The sequence below is a fragment of the Paenibacillus sp. L3-i20 genome (assembly GCF_022180385.2).
Lineage (GTDB): Bacteria > Bacillota > Bacilli > Paenibacillales > Paenibacillaceae > Pristimantibacillus.
This window is the reverse complement of sequence record NZ_BQME02000001.1, coordinates 1725496-1750423: the sequence shown is the minus strand read 5'-3', so window position 1 is coordinate 1750423 and position 24928 is coordinate 1725496. Positions and strand designations below refer to the sequence as shown.

Below are 24928 nucleotides of genomic sequence, written 5' to 3'. Positions count from 1 at the left end.
TATGTGTAGAAATATCAGCTACTTTGGGGACCCCAATACCGTTCCCTTCCTCGTCCAACTGTGTAAATATTGAGTATTAACTTAAAAATTATTTCGCTATGCTATATTAGAAATATAGATAAGGTTACATAATACGCTGTATTAAGGTGGGCAACGAGTTGAGAGAATCTTGTATGTGGAGCGACACGGAAGTGTTGCACCTTCACGAATATGGACAGAGCCAACATCGAATGATCGAAGGTTATGGCATTATCGTGTTATCGAGTGGCAAGGGAGAAGTCCGAATTGGTAAGCAATGTTGGTTTGCCAAGTCCGGCTCGCTTCTGTTCGTCAATCCTGACAGGATTGCTCGAGTGACTTCCGTTTCCGGGGCTCCTCTTACCGGGTATCTCGTTACATTCGATATCGTACGAGAAACAGAAACGGACGGCAAACGTGCCGTCTATATGGACAGACAATCGGAATGGCTTACGGATGGTCCGATTGCGGTTAAAGCGATTCGACGAGCAGAATTCATTGCGAAAGAGCTTGCCATGGACGCCACCGAATCTTCCTACCGCAAGCAGATGAAATTAGGCGAGTTACTCGATTTACTTCCAATTAGGCATGAGGATAGCGGCGATAAATCTGAGCCCGATTGGCTTGAAGCGGTCCTCACGTATATGAAGGGAAATTACGAAGAAAAAATTAGCCGTGAAAGCTTAGCGCTACTGAGCGGATTTCATCCTGATTATTTTTCCAAACAGTTCAAAAAGGAAACAGGACTGAGCTATATGGAATATTTATCGAAAATTCGAATCGACAAGGCGAAGCAATATTTATTCTTAGGGGATCGTAACCTAAATGAAATTGCTCAGCGTATCGGCTATTCCGACGGTCTTTATTTAAGCCGGAAATTCAAACAAGTTGTCGGAATATCACCTTCGCGTTACGTGCACAAACCTGAAAGAATCGTCGTTGTCGAACTTGTAGGAGAGTTGCTTGCGCTAGGAGTAAAGCCCATAGCCGCTTCGCATAGCAATAGTCTAGGCAATTTAAAGTTGCTGCATCATGAGTTGGAAGACGTGATCGAAATCGATAATAGACTCGATCAATTGCACAGCTTTCAACCGGATCTCGTTATTATACCGGATTGTTGGGGGACGGCGGAAATCTATCGACACCTTTCAAGTTCCGTACAAATTAAAGTCATCCCATTCGACCATCCCGTCCGTCGGCTTCGAGAACTAGCGGAAACGTTCAACAAGCGGGAAGAAATGGAAAGCTTGATTGCCATCTACGAACGAAAGGCAAAGCTGATTAAAGAACAACTATCAGATGTTATCGGTCCGGACGAGACGGTAGGTGTATATGAAATATGGCAAGATGAGATATGGGTGTTCGGAAATCCCTCATTCGGAAGAGGCGTGTTCAACTTATATGAATCCCTCGGTTTGAATGCTCCTCTAGCCGTAAAGAAAGCATTCGCAGACGCTAGTTTGTGGTACAAAAACATTATATTAGAAGACTTACCCCGATTTGCCGCCGATCATATGATCATCAGCATATATGACGAAGATGGGGGTCGGGCGCACTTCGATCGTATCACGAGCAGTCCGATCTGGAGACAATTGCAGGCGTACCGTAACGGTCAAATTCGTATGATTGAAATGAATATCTTGCACCCGGGAGATCTTTTGTCGTCTGTCCGGCAACTGGATAAGATTGCTGATGTCCTTCTGAATCCAGCAGACGGGGAGTGACTGCGAAAGCAGGCAGACAGAGTAACTGCGAAAGCAAACAATTGGACCTTCACGTGACCTCGGTTTTATCCATAATTTTGCCCAATTAAAGGCATTGCGATAATTCCGAATCGAATGATAAACTAAACCTCGTAAATGAGATTAATTATCATTGAGAAAGAGGTTGCAGCTAGATGAAAATTCAACTTAAAAGATTTGGTCTGTGTATGATGGTTGTAACGATACTAACCGTATTTACAGCATGTGGCAGCTCCGATAAAAAGAATGATCCGAAGTCCGAGCCTACGCCTTCTCCGGTATCCGAAACAATTACCTATTCCGCGGCTAATGGCGATATTATCATCCCGAAAAAACCGAAAAAAATCGCCTTGCTTGCCGAAGTGTATTATGGCTATTTCTTAGAACTGGGACTTAAGCCGATAGCCGTTACGGATTATGCATTCCAAAATCCGTACTACAAAGGATTAACAGACGGGGTTGTCAACTTGGGCGACGGTTCGTCGTTAGAACAATTACTGGAGCTTCAGCCCGACTTAATTATTGGTTATACTGGCTCTGAGATTATCGAAGAGTTGCAAAAAATTGCCCCTACCGTACTTATCGAGTACGGCAAGCTGAACTACAAGCAGCAGCTGAAGGAGCTCGGTGTCATGACCGGGACGGAAGCTAAAGCGGACGATTGGATTGCCGGCTGGGATAGCAGAATCAAACAAGCGAAGCCGTCTATTTTAGATAAAGTCGGTGATCGTACAGTATCTATTATTCAGCCGCTTAAGAGTGGCATGTACGTTTACGGCAATTCTTTTGGTCGAGGCGGAGAAATCATATACGACGAGTTCGGGCTTAAAGCGCCGGACGTGGTACAGAAAGAAGCAATCGACAGCGGAATCGGCTACAAGGAAATTTCGCTCGAGAAGTTGCCGGAGTATGCAGGAGATTATATTTTTACAGCGCCTTGGACAACAGATTTGTCGGGTAACAGCGTGTATGAGAGTGCATTGTGGAAAAAGTTACCTGCCGTTCAACAAAACCGCGTATTTGAATTTGATCCGGTCGGGTTTTACTTTAATGATCCGATTTCCATGAGCGCTCAGTTAGACTTTTTTATCGAAAAATTAACCAAATAAAAAACAGAGGGGGCTGATCCTAAAAGTCATAAATGACTTAGGAGGCCCCCTAGATTTGTACTTTAGTATTTCAAATGCTTCCTCACGATAGAATCATCACCCTCCAAGAATGGCCATGCCGGGTACTCGGTCGGTATGCGGCTAACCTCATCCAGTCTAGTCAATTCATCGCTTGTTAAAATAATCCCGCTTGCTGCAAGGTTATCCTGTAACTGATCGGGGCGTTTCGCACCCATAACGACACTCGTTACGCTCTTCTGATTCAGCACCCAAGCAAGAGCGATTCTGGCAACCGTCGACTCACGTGCTGCTGCAATATCCTGAAGCGTGTCGATAATCGGAAATACTTTATCCTTGTCGACCGGAGGGAACGGAACCTTCGCATGTCGGTCATTGGCATTGCCCGGATTATCCCGCGTGTATTTGCCAGACAGGAAGCCCCCGGAAAGCGGACTCCAGACGATTAAGCCCATATTTTGATCCTTTAGCATCGGAATGATCTCCCGTTCGATCTCGCGTGCGGCGAGGGAATAGTAAGATTGGCTGCTTTTGAAAGCATGGAGTCCGTGAAGCTGCGAGAGACCCCGAGTTTTCATTATGTTCCACCCTGTCATATTAGAATTGCCGATGTAGCGAACTTTCCCGCCCCGAACCAGATCGTCGAGAGCCCGAAGCGTTTCTTCCCAGTCCGTTAATTGATCAGGGTTATGGACTTGGTACAGATCGATGTAATCCGTTCCGAGCCTCTTCAAGCTTGCTTCGACTTGCCCAATAATATGCAATCGAGATAACCCGAGCTCGTTCGGACCAGATCCCGTGCGTCCTCTGACCTTCGTCGCGATCAGAGCTTGATGCCTTTTGTTCTTCAGGGCCTTGCCGAGAATTTCTTCCGATTGTCCGTCCGAGTATACATTGGCCGTATCGAAAAAATTCACACCGGCATCCATCGCTTGATCAACCAAAATCGCCGATTCCTTTTCGCCCAGACCGCCGAAAACACCCCACTTTTCGCCGCCGCCGAATGTCATTGTTCCCAACCCTATCTCCGATACCAGCACTCCTGTATTGCCAAGTAAGTTGTATTTCATCGTCTTTACTACCTCCATTATTTGGTTTATATCAATGGAGACGAAGCCAAATCGGAATAGACGCAAATAAGAAGTGAATTTTTTGAATAAATTTCGTGGAGTGGGGGACCGCGCCGATGAATGTAGAGCAATTATGGGATGAATACCATGAGCACGTCCGGAATTTCGTTTTGCATAAAACGAATAATCACACTGATACCGAAGACATTGTGCAGATGACCTTTATGAAAGCTTATGAAGGAATGACTCGTCTGCAAGATGAAGAAAAGAGACGCGCATGGATTTTTAAAATCGCAAGAAATAGCATCGTTGATTATTTCCGGAAGGAAAAAAAGATGGAGGCACTTCTACTCCTGGATACCATGAACATTGTCGAGGATGAACAACCAGTCGCAGATTGTAATTCGGAGACCGCTCAAGGGATGATGAACATCCTGACTCGCATGCCTGATAAATATCGAGAGGCGCTTGAGCTTTCCGAGCTGCAGGGCATGTCGCAGAAGCAGCTAAGCGAACATTTGAATATCTCCTATTCGGGAGCGAAATCCAGAGTGCAGCGCGGTCGCGAACTAGTAAAAGAGATGATGACCAGCTGCTGCGCTATCGAGGCGGATCATTATGGGAATATCGTAGAATACTCCGTCACACATAATGAACCGAAACTAAAGAAGAAATCCGATTAATAGCAAATCCGGCATGTGATAAGTCCCTCAAGGGAACTCATTACATGCCGGATTTACTTTTTTCGAGCTTTATTTCGCTCTATTTGTGGTAAGGTTCTCCGTAATCATTCATTTATTCTTATCTAAGAACGCTCGTCAATCAGCCGTTCCAGAAACTCCGCAAACGTTGAAGCATACTTGTCGATCAAATCATTCATGAGATCATAATACATGATCGGAAATTCTCCCTGTTCATCTCTAGTAGACGTATCAAAAGAATAAAGCTCGTCGCTATCTGGCACGAACAAGTCCATTCTGTGTGGAAACCGGCTTAACCACCATTCCTCGGCTTTATTCAGTCTGTATATGTAAAGAAGGTCACCATCGTAATTCTCTCTGTGTTCTGGAGCAGCGATCGCTAGAATATTCCCGCCACTCAACCGGGCATTACCATAATGAACAAGCCACCAGCGATAAGATGGCGGCAGGCGGAATCCTTATTTCCCTTCGACTTCCGCTATCCAGCTCTCTCCCGCACCATGACCATGAAACCATTTTAAAGCGGAAGTTGTTTTCAGCTTTTCTGCCAAACGCTCATACAGGAGTTCGATCCTCTCTCCCTATACATAGGTTCATTGTAAGTTTTGGATGTCTCTCACTAGTTTCATGTATACCTTCCTCTTTCACACTTAAGGAACACCCAGATCATCTGTTATTTTCTGAAATCGCTTCGCACCCTTTCGACAAGAGCCACTGCTCCATAACAGCAAACGCCTGTTGTGCATCCTGTTCATAGAAGACGGCCACCTCTTGCTGATAGGCATAATTGAATCGCACATAACCACCTAGCTGCTGATAGAACAGGAAGCAAGCAAATGATGTCTCGATGGTCAAATCAGGTGGAAAATCCACTTGGCACACTCCCGCCAGTTCGGGCAGCGAGGGCTGATCCTGCCCTGGTGGCAAGCGCAAAAAGAGATAATTCCGAGTATCTGTCCACGGTTCATAATAGACAGCTTCCTGCCTGCTGCACCCATACACCTGCTCGTATACTTTATCCAGAACCAAGGCGTACGACCCTTCGCCATCCTGTCCCGGCGCCTCTAGTGAAATCGCCTTGATTTGATCCGCATGCCGAGGCAGCCAGAGCAGCCCTGTCTTCTCGGGATGCACTGCCAGAAAATCACCGTCCACCGTTGTAGCTATAACGATACACTCGCCGATCTGTTGCTCAGTAATGGGGCTGTCTTCGTCATGCTCCCATAACCCGTACTCGGCAAAAGGTCGAAGCACCTCCGCATCAGGCAATTGGACATTTATCCATCCTCTGTAAGTCCCTTGGCCATATTGTCGCAAAAACCGAAGGTAGTCTGGAGGGAAAACTGCGGCATCTTCCTTTGCTAGCACTCGGTTTTGGTCTTCAGACAGCGGCTGTTGCCGAGATACGATGTACATGAATACACCCCCTTATTAATAGATTAGGATGAATTACCATTCGCAAAAATTTTCCTCAATTAGATCCTCGAATGAATTCGCTAATAACTTGATCTCCTCGGTATCGTGATAACAGATGAATACCTTGCCTGTCTGATTTTGACATGTGGAATCCGCAAAAGCGTATGAGCATTGAACGAGAGAGAATGGTTCCCGTAAAAACGAACTGCGAAATGTTCATCCAAGCGCGCGCAAAGCTCGTCCACCTCCTCTAATAAGAAACCATAGTAATCGGGATGAGAAAACTGAACAATGACTTGGTTGCCGGTACGCAAATCTTGCTCGATCTGCTTCCGATCCAGCGTTTCTGGATCGTTGGTCAAAATTCTACTCCTCCATTTCTTCCGTATCCATAACTCCTCCTATTCACCGAACATCCCTTAGCCTCGCTCGTCGATCAGCTGTTCCAGAAATTCCGCAAATGTCGAGGCATAAATGTCAATCATATCATTCATGAGATCATAACACATGACCGGCATCTCACCCTGTTCGTCTCTAAAAGACGTATCGAAAAAGTAAAGCTCGTCACTGTCCGGAACGTACAAATCTAGTCTGTTCGGGAATCGGGCTACCCACCAATCCTCCGCTTGATTCAACCTATGTATATAAAGAATGTCGGTATCAACATACTCTCTGTGTTCTGGATCGGTGATCGCTAGTATACTTCCGTCTCCCAATCGAGCATTGCCGTAATGCGTCAACCACCAGCGATAGGACGGCGGCAGACGGAATCCTAGCTCCTCCTCTACCTCTACTATCCAGCGCTCTTCCGCCCCGTGTCCAGGAAACCATTTTATAGCCGTAGTCGTTTTCAGCTTATCGGTCAATCGTTCATACATCGTTTCATCTCCTATTTCAAGTTTCATTCTTGGATCACCGCCGCTCGTTAGAATTCATATTTTACAAATTTATCTCTAAGAGATTCCTCCTTGCTTTGGCTTACATACATGACAATATTGGTCTCTGGATCTTCTTTCCTTCCTAATACTTTGGGATACACTTCATTTAACTTTCTTAATGCTTCGATAGTCTTCTCAACATTACTAGACTTCATTTGCAAGTTAGCAAACGATCTTCCCATAGAATAGCCTCCAATACCACTAGATTAGCCTTAAATGTTAAACATCCTAACTCTATTATAGTGTTTGTTTATCCTAAAACCACCTGCTTTTATACTAAATAATGGGATTTGTCATATTTCACTCCCACATGAGAAAGAGGGTATATCTCCGTCACTTTAGGACTTTGAGTTACCCTCTATTGCACTCGACATCATTAGATCAAAAAACTCTTCAAGCGTATTTGATACTTTTTCAACTTCTTCGAATTCAGGCTCATATCCACGTACAATAGCACCTTTATCATTTGTTACATCAATTGCATAGAAGGAATATCCACCATCTACTGACATAACGATTGGCATGTAATTATTCCACCATGTCGTTATTTCTGCCCTCCAACTATCATCATCCATCGCCGCTTCCAAACTGAGCAATTCATATTCATTCCATTTAAACGCAATATCTGAGCGATTATTGAACTCGTTCTCACAAATAAACCAAGTCATCTCATTGGGCGCAACACATTTTTCAATCCTACTTAAAAAATCTAAATAGTCATGTGGGATTTCCTTATATCTAGATATGATGCTATGATCCAAATTGAATTGAAGGCTGGATTTTTCGACTATATCCCAACCGTTTTTCTGAGCCCAAATTATAAACTCGACAATTTTATTATTCATAATCATCACCTTCTAATCGGTTTCTAGTCACTCCTGCTATGAACTGTTATACATAGAAATGCATGAATCATTTGCCTCTCTTATAAGCATTAGCTACTTGGAGAAGATACCAGACAGCCACACCCAGAAGGGCAGAGAGCACCCGATTGATACAGCCGAATTCGATCAGCCACTTCGCTTGACCGGGACCGATCCAAAAAGCAGCCACGAGCTGGAAGACGGCAGGAAGTAGAAATGCCAGCCAAGAAACCGTTATGAGTTTTTCTGTTTTGAAGCTCCACCGTACCGCCAAACATGACGCTACAAGCAATACCCACGTACTGAGTAAACTTTAATGCAAACATGATATCGGCACCTCTCTTTTTACCTTGACTGGGACCATACAATACCTACCGGACAGACGATCGGAACGGAACCCCGCTCTTTTCTATGAATGGGTTGTGGTTCCTTAGTTCTATTACACATATTATTTTACGCTCTCGAAATATACTCTACCCTAAAATTTATTTGAATCCAATCAATTTTTAGCATATTTTTCCTTCATTAAATATAGGATGTGGAAATCCTTATTCTAACAACGATCATTCTAACCACCCTGCTAGGAATTACGATCACTGTTTCGAAAAAGTGTTTATAATAAGCGATTTTGTCTCCTTAGCTAGGAGAGTGCTGCTCGTAAATCTTGTTGAAACTAGAGAAACCAGTACCCAATTGTAGAGGAAGTGTGCGAAATCGCTTTCTACTGCACTACCAATGGGATACGAAATGGAGTCAGTAACGTTCGAATTTACCTTGAGGAGTTCAGGATGATATTGAGCGAATGCACCCAATGAAAAATAGACTGTGAAATGACATTAAGGTCATCTCACAGTCTATTAGTTAGTTTTCCAGAATCGCCTTCAATTCTGGATCTAACATCAGTAATTTCCACAGCATCGTGGCGGTTTCCGCACGCGTCGCATTGCCTTTCGGCTGCAGGCGTCCGTTATAACCTTGGATTAATCCCGCTTTCGCTGCGGTAACAATGGATTGTTGTGCATAGTTGCCTCCATCGGATATATCTACAAAGTCGGCAGTGCCTGTCTGCGGCAATACTCCCTTATTGACAAGCCTCATTAACAGGACAATCATTTCCTCTCGTTTAATGCTTTCGTCCGGGCGGAAGCTACCATCGATATATCCATAAACAATTCCATACTGCGCTAACTCAGTAACTGCTTCTTCACTCCAATGTCCTTGTAAATCACTGAACGTTACAAGATCATTGTCCTTTGGCGTAAAATCAAATAATCTTGCAATGATCGTTGCGAACTCTGCACGTGTAATCGATTTGTTAGGCTTAAAGTTGTCATCTCCGTACCCTGTGACAACCTTGAGCTGCACTAATCGATCAATCGTCTTCCGTGACCACTGTGTCGCGGTATCCGTAAACGATACTTGTTCTGAATTTGAGGAAGCCAGTCGCTCTCGAATCACTCGCAACAGTCGATCCCACTGAATCAGATCCATATTGAATATGGATGAACTCGGCGCTGGTGTCGGTGTCGGCACCGGCGTTGGCACTGGTGTCGATGTCGGCTCTGGCGTTGGCACTGATGTCGGTGTCGGCACCGGCGTTGGCACTGGTGTCGGTGTCGGCTCTGGCGTTGGCACTGGTGTCGGTGTCGGCACCGGCGTTGGCACTGGTGTCGGTGTCGGCACTGGCGTTGGCACTGGTGTCGGCACCGGCGTTGGCACTGGTGTCGGTGTCGGTGTCGGCACTGGCGTTGGCACTGGTGTCGGCACTGGCGTTGGCACTGGTGTCGGTGTCGGCACCGGCGTTGGCACTGGTGTCGGTGTCGGCACCGGCGTTGGCACTGGTGTCGGTGTCGGCACTGGCGTTGGCACTGGTGTCGGTGTCGGCACCGGCGTTGGCACTGGTGTCGGTGTCGGCACCGGCGTTGGCACTGGTGTCGGTGTCGGCACCGGCGTTGGCACTGGTGTCGGTGTCGGCACCGGCGTTGGCACTGGTGTCGGTGTCGGCACCGGCGTTGGCACTGGTGTCGGTGTCGGCACTGGTGTCGGTGTCGGCACTGGCGTTGGCACTGGTGTCGGTGTCGGCACCGGCGTTGGCACTGGTGTCGGTGTCGGCACTGGCGTTGGCACTGGTGTCGGTGTCGGCACCGGCGTTGGCACTGGTGTCGATGTCGGCTCTGGCGTTGGCACTGATGTCGGTGTCGGCACCGGCGTTGGCACTGGTGTCGGTGTCGGCTCTGGCGTTGGCACTGGTGTCGGTGTCGGCACTGGCGTTGGCACTGGTGTCGGTGTCGGCACTGGCGTTGGCACTGGTGTCGGTGTCGGCACTGGCGTTGGCACTGGTGTCGGTGTCGGCACCGGCGTTGGCACTGGTGTCGGTGTCGGCACCGGCGTTGGCACTGGTGTCGGTGTCGGCACCGGCGTTGGCACTGGTGTCGGTGTCGGCACCGGCGTTGGCACTGGTGTCGGTATCGCACCTCCAATCTCAATAACAACCGAGTCCACTTCGTAGACTAGTCCGGATGCCAACACTACTTTAGCTCCAACATGATAGACCCCTTCCTTCGACAAGGTCATTAACTTCTGCTCGGCTTTGCCATCGTAACCAACCTCGATCCAGTCGTCATTGTTGATTTTGTACATGGCTTTATTAATTTTAAACCCATCCACATCATAGGACGATAGGGACAATTCCACCGGGTCCGTATACTTGCCATCCGATCCGGCATTCCCCTTCACCTTCAACTCAAGGTGCGGCTTGGCTGATTGCGTATTCGTTACAATGAACTGATACGTTTGCACCTTGCCCGCTGAACTAGCTGGCTGCACCGCAATCGTTAATTCGTTATCTGTGCCGCTCGCTGACAGCAATAACGATTGATCCATCGAGATGAAACCTTTGCTCGACTGAATCAGATTTCCATCGACATCTAACAAGGACACAGTCGCGTCACTATTGGACGCTACTGCCACAAGCCGGGTCTGTCTCAGGTCGTTCGCTGGCAGTGCATAAGTTGTTTGACTTGGATCAAAATCTAATGCAACGCCGCTGAGTTTCACGGAGCTGAGTGTCGCATCTCGTGCATCTGTGCTCTCCTGGAAGAACACCGCTTGCACCGAATCCCCCGCCTGGCTGAATTTTACCGTTGCCGTTTTCTTCTCCTCTGCTATAAAACTCAACAGACTAGTGGCATCCGTCTCCACATACTTGGTCTCTACAATTTGCCCATCCCCATCTAATAAATTGAGCAAGACATTTCCGGACGAAACGGGTGCCATATTGGTGTTCTGCATCGTGAGATTTACACTCGTATGCGACGCATCGTTCGTCTGCTCTACTGTCAGCAAGATCGGTGTTGTGTTGTATTTGACTGCTAGATTGTCTACTGTAATCTTCGTTTCATTATCCGTAACATCGAACTCCTTGAGCACATTCCCCTGGGAATCCTCTGCCCAGCTGCGCAAATAAACCGTAATTCCGCTATCCGGAATCTCCTGTAGTCCATACTTGGTCAAGTAGGCACTTACATCAAGCTCCACTGTCTTCACATAGGCTCCTTGATCGACTAGATCTAATTCATCCGCATCGGAGACTTCCAGTACTTTTCCAATCAATGCATCCGCTGAGTACGTGTTATTCTCATAAATCCCTAACTTGACGACTCGACCTTTATTACTTAGCTTCGTACCATTCTTGTTGTAGACTGGTACAGATAAGGTGCGCTTTCCATCCTCTTCCTTCATTACGATAATCTTCGAGATACCCATATCTGGTACATCCAGTTGCAAGGTGCCTGTTGTAGACAACACATCACCGCCTGCGAATGTAACCTCGATCTGATAAGGAGCATCCGTAATTGGGGATGGAACCTTGTGATACGCAACCAAGCTGCGCCCGCTGTTCGGTACAAGTGCAAGTTGATCAAAGGTCGTCTTATTCCCGCTAATCGTAATATCTACAGATTGAATAGCGGATAAGCCTTGATTAACGAGATTGAACTGAACTGGCAAGTCGAAGCCTGCGACAATTTCGCCCGGGTTGAACAGCACCTGCTGGGCATCGAATTGATTGTGGAACAACCCGCTTGCCTTATACATCGCACTAATCGTCTTCGATACAGTTACCGGGATTGCGTCTCCCCCGGCTTGACCTTCTTCCTTCGGTGTCAGGGAACCAACCACTTGTGTGTCAGTTGTATAGGTTGTGCCCAATAACAATGCGGTAATTTCTGTGCCTGCAGCATTGCCGATATAGGCAGAGATGGCATCAATGCTTGTATCGTTCGGCATCGCCCCTAGTTCCATCACACCGGACAGGAACAATTCGCTGCCGTCTACACCAAATTTCACTGCTTTAAGCACATCCCGACTTGCCGCTTGCGCAGCAGTCACATCCACCTGTGCTTCTTTCCATATTAATGACAAGCGATCGATCTGTCGGGTCGCCTCCGTCATTTCCACAAAGGTAAAGTTCGGGCTGATCGTCACATCATTGTACGCCTTCACTGCACTTAAACTATCAACAAACTCCGAATATACCTCGCCCTCGCGATTAATCGCCAGCATCCGAATGTCTCCGTTAGAGCCATCCCCCGCGCTACTGGACGTATGCCAAGCAAGGACAAACCGCTCCACCCCATCTGGGAAAATAACGCTCGTCAACTGCGGGTTCTCATTCGTGTTGCGATCATTCGTCACTTGAAGATTCTTTTTGACCCCTATTGTCTTCCATGTCGTTGCCACTGCAGCAGGATCCTTATTCGTATCAATGACTGCATAGACAATCTGATTGTCCGTTCCCGCCACATATTGTTCAGCAGGAATGTTAGCGACATTGCCCGGATTGATTACATACGTGACAGCCGTCGTGCCATCTATCATCGTCTGAGAGGACATCCCCATAACCGTACCGTTTGTACCGTTATACAATGTATCAACATCGCTCCATACGCCTGTTGCCACATCATATACCTGATAGACAATGCTGTCTGATTCTGAGAAATCAAGTGGATTCTCAGTATTAGACGAATAAACACTACGGTAGGCGACAAATACTTTACCGCCGCCAACAGACACAATTGGAGCAACGTCTGGACTTTGATTGCTCGTCAGCCGCTGGGTCGTCCACTTCACCCCATCATAGACAGAAGTCATTATTTCAGCGCTATTATTCATGAGCAAGATATCCGAAGCCGTTAGTTCCTCACCGGCATCCTTCGTAATCATATCCTTTTGTCTAACCCATACAGCACCAATCAAGTTGCCTTCGCCTGCAAGCTGAAGCCCTGTATCTCCGTATCCGTCTAACGCAGGATCAACGACAATTTTCCCTTTGTCGACATAACTTCCCGAACCATCACGGACAGCCCATGAAGCGACCGTATCCTCAACTTTCACACTATTGTTATCAGATAAGTAGACAAACAGAGATCCGTCTGCAGCTACCTGTGGATTCGAATACGGATATGCATTAGATTGTACAACCTGCGGAACGCTTGCCGTTGAGGCGAGCATTCTTCCTTGTACCCGAGGGGAATTCTTCCATTCTCGAACGTATTCATTCAAGTAATCGCGGTCCTCTACCGTCTGCGTGCTGAACACCTGCATCGGGTCTTCACCAATGGATTCCATGTAAGCTAGAATAGCCACATCCATTGTAGCCGCGCTAAACGGGGTAATCGCATTGTCCTTCCAGTAGTCTTGAATTTTGTTCCAATTCTTTGATAACCAGCTATGGCTATAACGCAAAGAAGCAAAATCATGCTTAATCGAAATAAATAAGAATTTGAATACAACCCGTACACCCACAATACTTTCGAGCGTCAACTTGTTGCCATACAGCACTCGATCGTGACTGTTCTGCAAATAGTCGCGATTCAACCATGTGCTTGTGTTCTCTAGCGTAATTTTACCGAACACCCCGATTTTGGCTGCAATAATCGAATAGTCAAAACCAATCCCGCCGAATGCTTCGATATAAGCAATTACACGCAGAGAGGTCAAATAGTCGTTGACACTATCCTGTTGCGGATCGCTCCAAGGGTTTCCTGCCACCTCATCGAATAAAACCGAGGTTTTGAATCCGACATCGACGCCACCACCGATGGTTACAGAGAAAGTGACTGGTACGATGCCAGCCTGGACATTCCAATTCCATGAGTACTCAAATCCTCCGCCCGCTTGGAATCCACCCGCATGCACAATCGCTTCCCACGCATCCTTCTTGACGTTGTATTTAACTTCCCCGACATAATAGCCCGATGCCTTGAACGGAATATCTTTGCCGGAATGTCCTGCTTTATTGATTTGGGAAAATTGACGCTTCTGCTCTTCTATAAAGTTGCCCATCGCAACATTGTAGAGATCGCTTGCGCCTGGCGTAAACTTATTGTTCGGTTTCATAAACTGAACATCGCTCGTGCCCTGCGTCGATGCCATCGAACCGAGAGAAGCGGACATCACCATCTTATAGACCATCGGGTCATCCGTTGGATATACACGCATGGACAGCGGGCCTACATCCATCTTGATGTTGCCGAGCAATCCTAACGTTTCTAGAACGACCTTATCGTTATTGCTAGGACTAGCCGCACTCCCATTCGCACTCGTTATTTCATTCTTTATCTTCTGCAAGTTAGTGCGCAGCGATGTCTTGTTTACATCAGGCACTCCAATCATATTGATGACAGTAGATGAAGTTTTAATGTTCTTGCGGAAGCTATTCGGCTTTGTATACAACTTAAAATAAGTTATTCCCGACGTTGCCTTGTCGAGCCAGATGGTGTCCTTATTCAACACCTGCACATGACGTGTTAGCCACATGTCCGAGAATGGGTACTTGATGGTCTGATAGGATTGGCCCTGTGGGACAAGGTCCGTGCTGCCTACGACCAACTCCGCATAGGCCTGACTATCCACCTCTTCCCCCCACCACAAAAACTCAGTCGTCAGAGAAATATTCGGGTAATGATCATTCGGGCCGAATTTGCCTCGGTAATCCCGAATGTCTGCCTTGGTGTTGTTAATCCCATCCAACACATACTGATTCACGCGGATCGGTGTCTTCTGATTACTTCCGTTCAGGATCATGCGCGCAATTTTATCGCCAATCATAATCCGGTCAACTGGGCTTGCATCCCCATCAAAAGTCAACAAGCTTGGCTGATAGAGATCCCCTTCAAACTGTGTTTCAATAATAAATTCAAGCTTGTCCTTAGCAGACAAGTTGGCTGCGTTCTTCTCCCCAGCTGCAACGGAATAGAAATCAGTCGTGTCGAAGATAACCTCTAACCTACCATTATCGTCCAGATCGACAACAATGCCTGTACCACCAACTTCCGTTGCCTCTGCATAATTCCCATTCTTGTACACACCACCGCGGTAAGTTACTTTGCCCGTGTATGGCTTGCCGTCAGGTGTTTTGAAGAATACTTCTACTTTAGATAACTGACGCAATTGCAAAATATTAATCGGATACAACTCCAGGTTTGCTGGATTTCCTTCTTTCGATAGCAGTCGATCCTGACTGTACACCCCTGTATAAGTGGAACCGTCAAACACCGATGTCACATAGACATCGCTAGCAATACCATTCTCCTCATAGAGGGCGAGTTCTCCGTTTGCATCACTTGATACAACCCGTTCAATACCGTCTCCATTCGTGTACGTAAAAGTTGTCTCCGTCTTCGGATACAGTTGGAACAAATAAAGCTTGTCCTGCAGCGTTTCTACCGTAAGGTCGAGCTCAGCCCGAATTCCTGTACGGGCATGCGTCGCGGTAATCTTCGTCGTGCCATCGTTTAATCCTGCTAATAGAAACTTCTGCTTGGGCTGATAGGAAGGATTGTTGAATATCTCAATATCCTCCACATAACCGCCACTACGATGATAGATTGCGCCTATTTGATTGCTATTTGATTTCCATGCAATTTGATCCGTAATTTCCCCAAGATCGTCATAATCTTTGTTGTTGACGCCTATCTCATTATTGAGCGTAATTTGACGTTTCAGGCCAATAATTTGGTCACTCGTCATTTGTCTAATCTTGTCTATATTGCTCGTCGTATGCGAGGTAGATGACTGGCCATCTACTTGTATTTGCAGTGCATCGCTCTTGTATGCTTGCAAGAACATCGAATCATAAGACCATGTTGAATCCGTGCTGTTCTTGACAGCGATTGTGATTGCGTAATCGTCCTTGATCCGCTTACTGTTTGTGACTGGATCTATCCGCAGACTATAGCTGCCGCCTGTGGCTGTAACTTGCGCATCGCTGAACTGACCTTTTGCCTTGTTGAACGTGATGACGCTCTCTGGCATAAGCACCCCATTCTTCGTCACTTGAAATTCAAATTCCCCTTGATTGATGGGATCGAAGTTATCAAGTGTCCAGGACAAGGGTACACTGCCTGCTTGGTCAAGCACAAACTGTCCTTGCGATTTATCCAGCGCAACAATCGCTGATTCCGATCTGACGACAATATAAGAAATAGCAGATAGAGTAGACTGTGCATTTTCTGGATTGGCCGTGCTAATGCGAACCGTATAGCTAGGGACATCCTTGCTCGATATATCCCGGATGTAAGACCCCGGAATTACGAAACTAGTGGCATTGATTAATTCTGTTGTCGTTGGTGCGTTCCACATCTGGGTCGGTGTCTGTGCAACAAGCTGCGCCTCGTCGTAGTACCCTTCGAAGAACTCCAGTTTAAAGTTGGCGCTCTGTGCTGCACCGCCGGGTCCAGCCAACTCCTTGTAACGATCCATAACGTTCGTAGACCATAGAATCGTTGCGTTTTTATTCTTATTCACATAGATCCGATTAGCAAAGCTCGGGATGACAATTGCGGCTGAACCGTCTGCACTGATCGTCATCGGCTGTGTGCTTACAGTTGCTTCCGGAGCCTCGCCGTTGTTCTTGGCAACCAACGTAAAGACAACCGCACCTGACTGGATAGGTAGAATCGTTCCGTCCGCAGTGATCCCCGCCACCGTTGCATCGCTGCTGCGCCACTCGAACTGATCTGGCGTCGTATACGTTGCGCTTAGCGGGTAGGTGAAACCAAGCTTTGTAGCTGTAGCATCAATTATATTAACGATATTCGCTGTACCCGAAGGCCATGTTGTCGGATACGTAACCGATAGCTCGCTTGAAGTAATATATTTCGGTTCTGTTACTTGGAAGGCAATCCACTTCTCACCGAGCATCCCGAAATCCTTTACATTTCCGGTCGTAAGTGCGCCGGGTGTCAAATTCCGATTGTAATACACTTTAGCACGAATCTGCTTGCCATCTGTCAGCAGATCTCCATCCTCGATGGCATCATAGATGGTTTGTGTTATTTTCAGTTGCCCTTCCAATACGGGTGGAGATAATGGCAATCCATCCTCGCCGAGCTTCCACTGCAAGTCAAGCGCACCTATCCTCCTATCCCCAATCGAGATCATAACCCGCTTGGCAATATCCGCCGGGGTCATAACGCCATCGATCAGCCAGTCCGCCTCATCATTCGTATTATTCAGTTGAAGTGTCGCTTTCAGCGTGTCTCCAATGGTATAGCTGGTCTTGTTCAATACGAGCGACTGGAATGCATCTGAACGTGATGATACGATCGTAATATTCGGTGTATTCGTAAAATCGTTCCCCCATGCAGTAGCCCCCATTTTACGGTATTTAAAGTCTTCACTTGCTCCAACTACGATAACCCCTGTTTCGTCCGCCACACCACTAACCTTTAGATCAGCTGGAGTCATCCCTTTGCCAACGACCGCCATATACCCGCCAATAAGGGAATGACTCGGATAATAAGGGAATAGCCCCGTTGGTGGTTTCGCAAAATCAGCGAATGTCATTACATCTGGGTATGCGACCCCTCCCCCGGCAAGTAATAATCTAGGTGTCGTATCCAGATCCCTTGGTTGTTCGCGCGAAATAATATTGCTATAAAGCACTTGCATCGGCACCACTTGACCCGTCGTATACGTACCCGCTGTCGCATGTACTTCTTTCATAGTCGGGTCATTCATCGAAGCATCCTTATCCGTTTTCTTATTTAATCCTGCTACATAGTAGCACGCAGCCATGCCGCGTCCATTGAGTGAGTCCGATTTGTATAATCCCTGGCCTGTCCCCACTGTAATGGATAGATAGCCACCACCCTCATATGCATGGGTAAATGGGACATGATCAAGATTGTTGTCAACATGTCTGAAATCCATTCGATCCAGGTTGTTGAAATCGTAAAAGTGAATATAATCCGCTCTGCCATAACCCCCCCAAACATAATTCTGGAAGGAATCAATGGAGCTGCTGTGGAATTGGTTACTGCCAGCCGTACAATAAGCCGATACAATGTTGCGTTGGGCATACAATCCTGTCATTGACACCGTTTTTGTTGTCTCACCCGGTAGAAATTGGACTGTGCCTTCAATAATCTGATTATTACGCGGCTTAATATGAAGTGTACTTTCCATTAGCTTGTAGGAAAATGATACCGTTTCTGCTTGAGCCTTATTAAGCTCAAATGTAATTTTTACGACTTCCGGGTAAACGCCAGCACGCGTCTCCTCCACACTAGTCACGGAAACAACCGTTTCATCCCCATAATCTGAGTTTGAAAACGTCGAAGAACCGTATGTTGAGGCAAGTACACTGCCATTCTGATCCAGAAAGGGCAATCCACCCTCTCCTTCAGCTTGTGACAACAATGAATCCAGACTATCCAAATGCTCTGTAGACAGACTGGTTTCCGTCCCTATGGACGTCAGCGCAGATAATCGTTCTTCAATCGCAATCATCTCTCTCAACACTGCCAACGTAATCGGATCACCATCTACTAGTGCAATTTGAGTTAGATCAGTAACTGGGTCATCCAACACCTGCTTTATCTCATCAAGCGTGTAGTTCTCTCCATTTAGGAGAATGGAGTAACTAAGCAACTGACCCTGGTCATCTACAAGACCAAGCTTCTGCACCATCTCTACCATAGCCGCTGCCTGCTCCGCTCCATATTCCTCCTCTAGCAAACGCAGCAACTCGGTGTTATATGCATCAACATCGTAGCTTCCCGCTGGCGGTGCCGCGAATGCCGAGGTTGTAATGCTTGTTGCCACCAATACGAGCACTAATACACTTGCAATCATTTTTTTGAATTGAACCATCACTTTCATCATTTCCTTCCTCTCTCTTCACACAAACGCTTTGGTGATTTGAATAGAACTGCCAGCGTCCATTGTAGTTCGAGAGAGGGAGAATTGAAGTCCTCCTAAAGTAGTACAACGCAAAAAAAAAGCAAATGGAGGTCCCATTTGCTTCCCTATATCCCGTTCCTTCGACATATTATTACACAATGCCCGCTTCACAGCTTACTCTTCGATCACACCTAGTTCTCGCGCACGAACAACTGCCTGACCTCGCCTCTTCACTCCCAGTTTGCTAATCACTCTAGACGTATGCGTCTTAACTGTCGTCTCAGCAATGCCCAATCGTTCGGCGATTTCTCGATTAGATAACCCTTCCGCAATGGCTGTTATCACTTCGGTTTCCCGTGCTGTCAGCAGTTCACCGTCCCCTGTTAGCACAGATGTCGATTTAGCCCAGGATTCACTTTCTGACTCAATCCCTTCAGTCGTAGCCGCTGTTTCTTCCGCTAGCAACTTATGATAGATCATGCGCACGGCTAGCAATTCAAGCACCTTCAAATCCCGATCGGCAAACACACCTGCCATCTGTCGATTCTCCAGGTAAAGCATATACGACTCCTGTCTGATTGGAACTGCGATTGGCATACAGAGGATCGATCGTGGTAGTTCCTCCCGCACATAGGTATCCTTCATCCAATGACCCTGAACAGCATCAATTAGAACGAGCGGCTCACCGGTCGTCATCGTCCAGCGTATGATGCTTTGTGCATAAGGTGCGGATACTGTCTCTCTGTGAGGAATATCCGCATCTAATCCTGCTTCGATCAAGCAATTCCCTTCCCAGCAGCGCAGTAAGAATCCCCTGTTCGCACCCACTTGTCTAATTGACGCCTCCAACAGGCTTACCGCCCAGTCCGTCATATCCGGTTTAACAACCCCTTCAATGATGTGCTGAACAGGTACGTATTCATCCCCGTTCACAGGTACATCCAACGGTCTATCCGTTCCACCCCGAGTAGCTTGTGGTGGTAGGTTGGATAAGGCACCGCTGTTATCGTCTAATCCCCCCTTAGCTGCCAGATTCCCAAGCCGGCTGACTGCTGGGTTTAACAGGTCAGCATATTGACTCCTAATCCGCGCAACTATGGAGGCAGCCCCCCATTCCGCATAGGCATCACAAGCATCCATCATCGCAATTACTGCCCCGGATCGGCTCATTCCCTTCTCTCCATAATAAATCGCAAGCCGCTCACACACGATCCCCTCCATAAGAGCGGATTCCTCTGCTTTTGCCTGTTCAATCGCCGCTGTATATCCTCGAAGTGCATCTGTATAGTTTCCCGCTATGCGCTCCCACTCCGCCCCCATAAGCAGATGTCCCGAAGATTGATTGCCCAGAAACCCTTGCCAACGTTTCATACCCCGTAACAGCTTCCTCATTACTTTACGGGTTCTCTTCTGTTCTGTTTCATTCGCATGGGTGTACAAGGAAGCGAGTGATAAAGCTTCATACACTCGCTGCTTCCGGACTCGAATCCAATCCAACGGAAGTTCATTTACCCTCGCCAGCTTTGCCCAATACAAGGCTTCACGGTATCTACCCGCCAGATAGGCGACCTCTAGCCTGCAACCACAGCTATAATTATCCTCTTCCTGATGACCAGGGATCGTTTGAGAAGGATCACGAAAAGTAGAGATGAATTTCTCTAACGAGGCTTCTTCTTGCAATGCTGATATATACCTTTTTGCAACCTCAACAAGCTCACCAATTTTGCTATCAGCATTGTGCTGCATATGTTCCTTGTAATAGTCGTGAAGTTCTATTAAGCCAGTCAATTTCCCGTTGTATGCAACAAGACTAATAACTAGGGCTGCGTATGCAAATCCTTTATCGCCGGCTTCCATTCCTTCACGCATTGCCTTAAATATTATAGGGGAGGTAGCAACAGGCTTCTCTAATTGTAGTAAGACCCCCTCCATGAAGGAAATTATATATCTATTGTCGGATTTGATGGTGCCAGCATACTGAGTGACCGCCAGGGTAGAAGTTCGCGATGGAAATCTAATGGTTGGGAACACCCTTTGCAAGATGAGTTCGTAGACACTCCTTACACCTACAAGCTGCTCATCCATCCCATTTTGCACCCCATAGCGGATTGCTCGGGCATATAGTGCAACTAAACTTCTCGCATCATGCAGGAGTAGAGGAAACATAAGATAATTTAGCAACCCACAAAATGCTGCATGCTCTTCATCCGTTTTTTGAAAGGACTTGTTCCTTCCCTTCTCCCAACGCAGGAGGAGCTGGGTTCGCAATACCTCCACAACTACAGCTATTAAGGAACCCTTCTTGGGAAGCTTCCAACCGTATGCTGTCAATGCCTCCTGTCCATATTGAATTGCCCGATCATTATCTTTAATTGTGTGGAAACGGATTAATAGTGTCAAAATCTGCAATCGATCCACTCGGCTTAAACTATCGTTATCCTCAATTAAGCTCGTCAATTGTCCTCTAGCCCGTTCAAGATGTCCATCCATATGCTCCGTCCATGCTAGAACCGATAGGAACGGCAACTTCAGTGATGTGGATTGTGATTTCGCTTGCATCTCCAACAGTGCTAACCCGTGCATCGCATATCGTCTACTATTATTAAAGCGCCCATCCGACAGTGCCCTTTGTCCCTCTTGGAGATTATACTCGGTCAATTTCATCCTTTCCTGCTCTGATAAGGCCGCTACTGCGAGATTGAGGTGATCAATCGCCGATACTGACGATTCCCAGTTACATTCAGACCCACATTGCTCCAGGAATTTGCCAATCATCCGGTGCCGATATGGAATGCATTCTGAATCGAAGTTATAAGCAATCTGGTGTGCGGCATCCAGTGGGAATAAGTAGACTGCTTCCTGCATGTCAGACCCGTCTGCACCATTTTCCCCAAAGCAAATGAGGCCCTCCGTCTCTGCCAACTGGAGCCAGTACGTAACCTGCTCAATATCCAACCCACTTATTTCAGATAATGCCGATAACTGAAAAATTGACCCAATTGCAGCTGCTAGCGCTAGAAGCTCCTTCCCCGTATCGGGAAGTTCAGCAAAGCTCATCTCCGCTTGGAGAATAGCCTCCTCAGAATCAACCTTATAACCGATAAGCTCTGAATCCCATACCCATTGGGCGTTCTTCTCGTTGAAACGAATCTTTTTTTCCTTCTTCCAGTGCTCCAGTGCATACCGAATTGCCCCCGGGTTGCCGCCCGTCTCCTCATAGATGGATTGGGCCAGCTTGCGGATTCGAATAGAATCCTCATGCAAAGCATCCGAAACGAATTGCTTCACTTCTTCCGAAGTCAGCAATGTAATGCCAATTTGCTCCTCAGGATTAGTGCTCCATTCTTCAACTGATTGACAAGCCCCAATGAAGAATAATCCCGTCAGCGCCTGTTCCCGCTTAAGCGAATGAATGAGCGCCCTAGTCTCAGCATCCGCCAGATCTAGATCATCCATGAATAAGATCAAGGGAGGGGTGGTTGCAGCTATGCAACGAACTAAGCTTGAGAGCAATTCCCCGAACGGCCTAGCGCCCTTGTCCGTGTATGTTTTTTGATCACCTGAATCGCCTTTGCATTCAAATAGAGGCTTGGCCTCTGGCCATGCCGAGACAATAGTCGATGAATGGTGGTAGAACTCCTCCTGCAGCCTCGTCTTTAATCGAGTGATGACATCCGGTTCTTCGCACCATAATTGGTCGAGCCACTGACGCATCGCTTGTAAAAATGCCCCGTATGGTTCATTCGATGCAGACTTTCCGCAACTCCCCTCCACAAACCAACCACCCTGCCGAACAACGGCTGCTTGGAATTTATGGACGAGTGATGTCTTGCCGATCCCTTTTGCACCCGTTATCCATCTAAATACCGTCGAGCCCCGACCCGCAAGCTCTAGTCCATCCTGGAGCTGCCCCATAGCAGATACGCGATCAACCCATAGGTCGGCCAAATGCAGCGAACGGCGCTGATCCAAGCGTCCAATTTCGAATTGTGACAGCCTGCCATTACGCTGCAGCATGTCCTGACAGTGCATCAGGTCATTGAGCAACCCAGCCGCACTTTGATAGCGATCATCCGGTGATTTGGCAAGGAGCTTCATTATGATTGCTTCTAGAATCCCTATCCCCTCTGGCCGAACGCTTGACAATGACTGCGGTTTCATATGAATATGTGCTGTATTCCAGCCTTCCCCTTCACTAGGATCGTACGGCTTACGACCTGTAAACAACTCATATAGGATAAGGCCTAGTATATAAAGATCACTACGCAAATCCGCCACTCGATTGAGTCGGCCTGATTGCTCGGGAGACTGGTACGCTGCATGCCTCTCAATACTTCTGATCAAACGTGCAACTTTCTGTTCCATTTGCACAACAATTCGAGCAAGATCAAAATATTCAATCATTCCCTCATCAGCGTGCTCGCGGCACACCATCTCCGTCAAAATAACAGAGAGTTCCAAGAAATCCGCAAGTGCGATTGGCGGGATGGTCATATACGTCTCAAGTTTATTATCTATATTGATAATCACGCACACCTGCCTATGTATGATGTAAGACCACATTGAAATACCCACATGGGCAAATATCCATTATACTTTCTCCTTAAGTCATACCCCTTTATCTTGTTGCCCTAATTATCACTCTCCTTTAGGATACCTCCTCCATTAGTAAAACTCTAGTAATAATCTCAACTTTTGTGGAGAGGAAATTGACTCTGGTTATGAATACTGAAATCCACAGCTACTACATAGGTAGTCTGAAAACTGAGTTGGCCGCGAAGAGCGGTTAGTGAGGAAAGTATAGGAAGTTGCTGTTTGAGGAGTGTCGCAATTACACTGCGCATTCTTGCAAAATGTTTGGCACCGGACTTCGTTCGGAACATGCCGGAAACCTTTTGTTTTACATTAACCATGCGTAAATCACGTTCCGCCTAATTATTGTCAAACGGAATATTTGCATCCCAAAGAAACCGGAGAATTGACTCTTTATGAGTCAGGAAGCGCATTCCCAGGTTGGCAGCTTTACTTTTTACTTTCCGACCTCTCGGGCCGATCTTTGCTCGAACAGGATCCTTCTCCCATTCGTTTTTACCATGCTCAAGAATGCCATCGTACCGGACTTTCATGGTTTCAATGACATCCTCAGGCAGTTTGGTGCCGTCTTGTCGAGCGAATTTGGCGAGCCGCCAGCTTTCTTGCAGCAGTTCTTTCATCTGCGTTGCCCACTCAAGTATCGCCAGGTTTCCCCGAAGACTTTTCATTCTGACTTTTTTGTTATGAACAATGGAAGATACCAGTCTGTATAACTGGTATCCCAAAATACCACCAAGCGTATTGTTAATGATATCATCAAGCTCAAACAGCCCTGAGCCTGAAAGCGTCTGGTAGGTTTCAATAAATAGCGTAGAACTTACAACAATAAGAAGAAGCCACTTGAATGCATTACATTTTCGGCTGATTAAAGGCAGCAATATTCCCATCGGGATAAACATTATTATATTAAAAATACAGTTCTGAAGATCACGTAAGGAATACTTATTCCATGCTTCAATATAACTGCTGAATGGATGGAGACTCATCTCCAAGAAATGTGAGTTGCCACGGCCGAACATGGTTAGCTGAAGCACAAAAACAACATATCCGATGAACAGCGCGCCAAGAAAAAGCTTTTTCATCCCAGTCCGTGGCTTTCCCTCTGATTGTCGATTTCTATAATATAGGAAGAAATATAGCCCAATAAGAACGAATTCTATCCCGATAATTACTATGACCGGCAGCATTAAAGAATGTAGGTTATTATAGATTTCATCGATCCCCAAGACGAGGAGCTCCCTATGATTTTATTCTAATGATGGTTAACACTGCC

Annotated in this window: 13 protein-coding genes; 3 read left to right on the top strand and 10 right to left on the bottom strand. The window is 46.8% G+C overall.

The annotated features are described in order from the left end of the window. The first annotated feature begins 146 nt into the window (after window positions 1–146). Both MFF31_RS08295 and MFF31_RS08290 read left to right on the top strand, forming a co-directional pair. A complete protein-coding gene (locus MFF31_RS08295) occupies window positions 147–1742 on the top strand; it encodes an AraC family transcriptional regulator (protein ID WP_248565426.1) in 1596 nt (531 codons plus the stop codon). Window positions 1743–1915: 173 nt separating this feature from the next. Continuing rightward, entirely contained in the window at window positions 1916–2869 is a 954-nt protein-coding gene (locus MFF31_RS08290; protein ID WP_238187562.1) for an ABC transporter substrate-binding protein, read from the top strand. 62 nt (window positions 2870–2931) lie between these two features. Here the strand turns inward: MFF31_RS08290 and MFF31_RS08285 are convergent, their stop codons facing one another. Continuing rightward, complete coding sequence (locus tag MFF31_RS08285) at window positions 2932–4023, bottom strand: aldo/keto reductase (RefSeq protein WP_238187561.1); 1092 nt, start codon at window positions 4021–4023, stop codon at window positions 2932–2934. 50 nt (window positions 4024–4073) lie between these two features. Here MFF31_RS08285 and sigZ point away from each other — a divergent pair, with 50 nt between their 5' ends. After that, window positions 4074–4640: an RNA polymerase sigma factor SigZ gene (gene sigZ / locus MFF31_RS08280; protein ID WP_238187560.1), complete on the top strand. Its 567-nt coding sequence runs from the start codon at window positions 4074–4076 to the stop codon at window positions 4638–4640. Window positions 4641–4762: 122 nt separating this feature from the next. Here the strand turns inward: sigZ and MFF31_RS08275 are convergent, their stop codons facing one another. From MFF31_RS08275 to MFF31_RS08235, 9 genes are all read right to left on the bottom strand, one after another. After that, window positions 4763–5107: an SMI1/KNR4 family protein gene (locus MFF31_RS08275; RefSeq protein ID WP_282570468.1), complete on the bottom strand. Its 345-nt coding sequence runs from the start codon at window positions 5105–5107 to the stop codon at window positions 4763–4765. Window positions 5108–5324: 217 nt separating this feature from the next. Further along, window positions 5325–6074 carry a hypothetical protein gene (locus tag MFF31_RS08270; RefSeq protein ID WP_238187558.1) on the bottom strand — a complete coding sequence of 250 codons (750 nt, stop codon included), beginning with the start codon at window positions 6072–6074 and terminating at the stop codon, window positions 5325–5327. A 419-nt stretch (window positions 6075–6493) separates the two neighbouring features. Then, on the bottom strand, window positions 6494–6979 hold the full coding sequence (locus MFF31_RS08265) for an SMI1/KNR4 family protein (protein ID WP_238187556.1): 486 nt from the start codon (window positions 6977–6979) through the stop codon (window positions 6494–6496). Window positions 6980–6999: 20 nt separating this feature from the next. Beyond that, the gene (locus MFF31_RS08260) at window positions 7000–7194 is read right to left on the bottom strand and encodes a hypothetical protein (protein ID WP_238187555.1); all 195 of its coding nucleotides are present in this window, start codon (window positions 7192–7194) and stop codon (window positions 7000–7002) included. Between the two features lie 156 nt (window positions 7195–7350). After that, on the bottom strand, window positions 7351–7857 hold the full coding sequence (locus tag MFF31_RS08255) for an SMI1/KNR4 family protein (RefSeq protein ID WP_238187554.1): 507 nt from the start codon (window positions 7855–7857) through the stop codon (window positions 7351–7353). 67 nt (window positions 7858–7924) lie between these two features. Next, window positions 7925–8149, bottom strand: a complete 225-nt coding sequence (locus tag MFF31_RS08250) for a hypothetical protein (protein ID WP_238187553.1) — start codon at window positions 8147–8149, stop codon at window positions 7925–7927. A 587-nt stretch (window positions 8150–8736) separates the two neighbouring features. Further along, window positions 8737–19044 (bottom strand): S-layer homology domain-containing protein, encoded by a 10308-nt coding sequence (locus tag MFF31_RS08245; RefSeq protein ID WP_248565425.1) that lies wholly within the window; start codon window positions 19042–19044, stop codon window positions 8737–8739. Between the two features lie 192 nt (window positions 19045–19236). Then, window positions 19237–23592: an AAA family ATPase gene (locus MFF31_RS08240; protein WP_238187551.1), complete on the bottom strand. Its 4356-nt coding sequence runs from the start codon at window positions 23590–23592 to the stop codon at window positions 19237–19239. 401 nt (window positions 23593–23993) lie between these two features. Continuing rightward, on the bottom strand, window positions 23994–24881 hold the full coding sequence (locus MFF31_RS08235; protein WP_238187550.1) for a VanZ family protein: 888 nt from the start codon (window positions 24879–24881) through the stop codon (window positions 23994–23996). Window positions 24882–24928 lie beyond the last annotated feature (47 nt).

Excerpts from the sequence above, each read along its gene's own strand:
- MFF31_RS08290 (WP_238187562.1), top strand. The coding sequence starts at position 1,916 with ATGAAAATTCAACTTAAAAGATTTGGTCTGTGTATGATGGTTGTAACG.
- sigZ (WP_238187560.1), top strand. The coding sequence starts at position 4,074 with ATGAATGTAGAGCAATTATGGGATGAATACCATGAGCACGTCCGGAAT.
- MFF31_RS08270 (WP_238187558.1), bottom strand. The coding sequence starts at position 6,074 with ATGTACATCGTATCTCGGCAACAGCCGCTGTCTGAAGACCAAAACCGA.
- MFF31_RS08265 (WP_238187556.1), bottom strand. The coding sequence starts at position 6,979 with ATGAAACTTGAAATAGGAGATGAAACGATGTATGAACGATTGACCGAT.
- MFF31_RS08260 (WP_238187555.1), bottom strand. The coding sequence starts at position 7,194 with ATGGGAAGATCGTTTGCTAACTTGCAAATGAAGTCTAGTAATGTTGAG.
- MFF31_RS08255 (WP_238187554.1), bottom strand. The coding sequence starts at position 7,857 with ATGAATAATAAAATTGTCGAGTTTATAATTTGGGCTCAGAAAAACGGT.
- MFF31_RS08245 (WP_248565425.1), bottom strand. The coding sequence starts at position 19,044 with ATGATGAAAGTGATGGTTCAATTCAAAAAAATGATTGCAAGTGTATTA.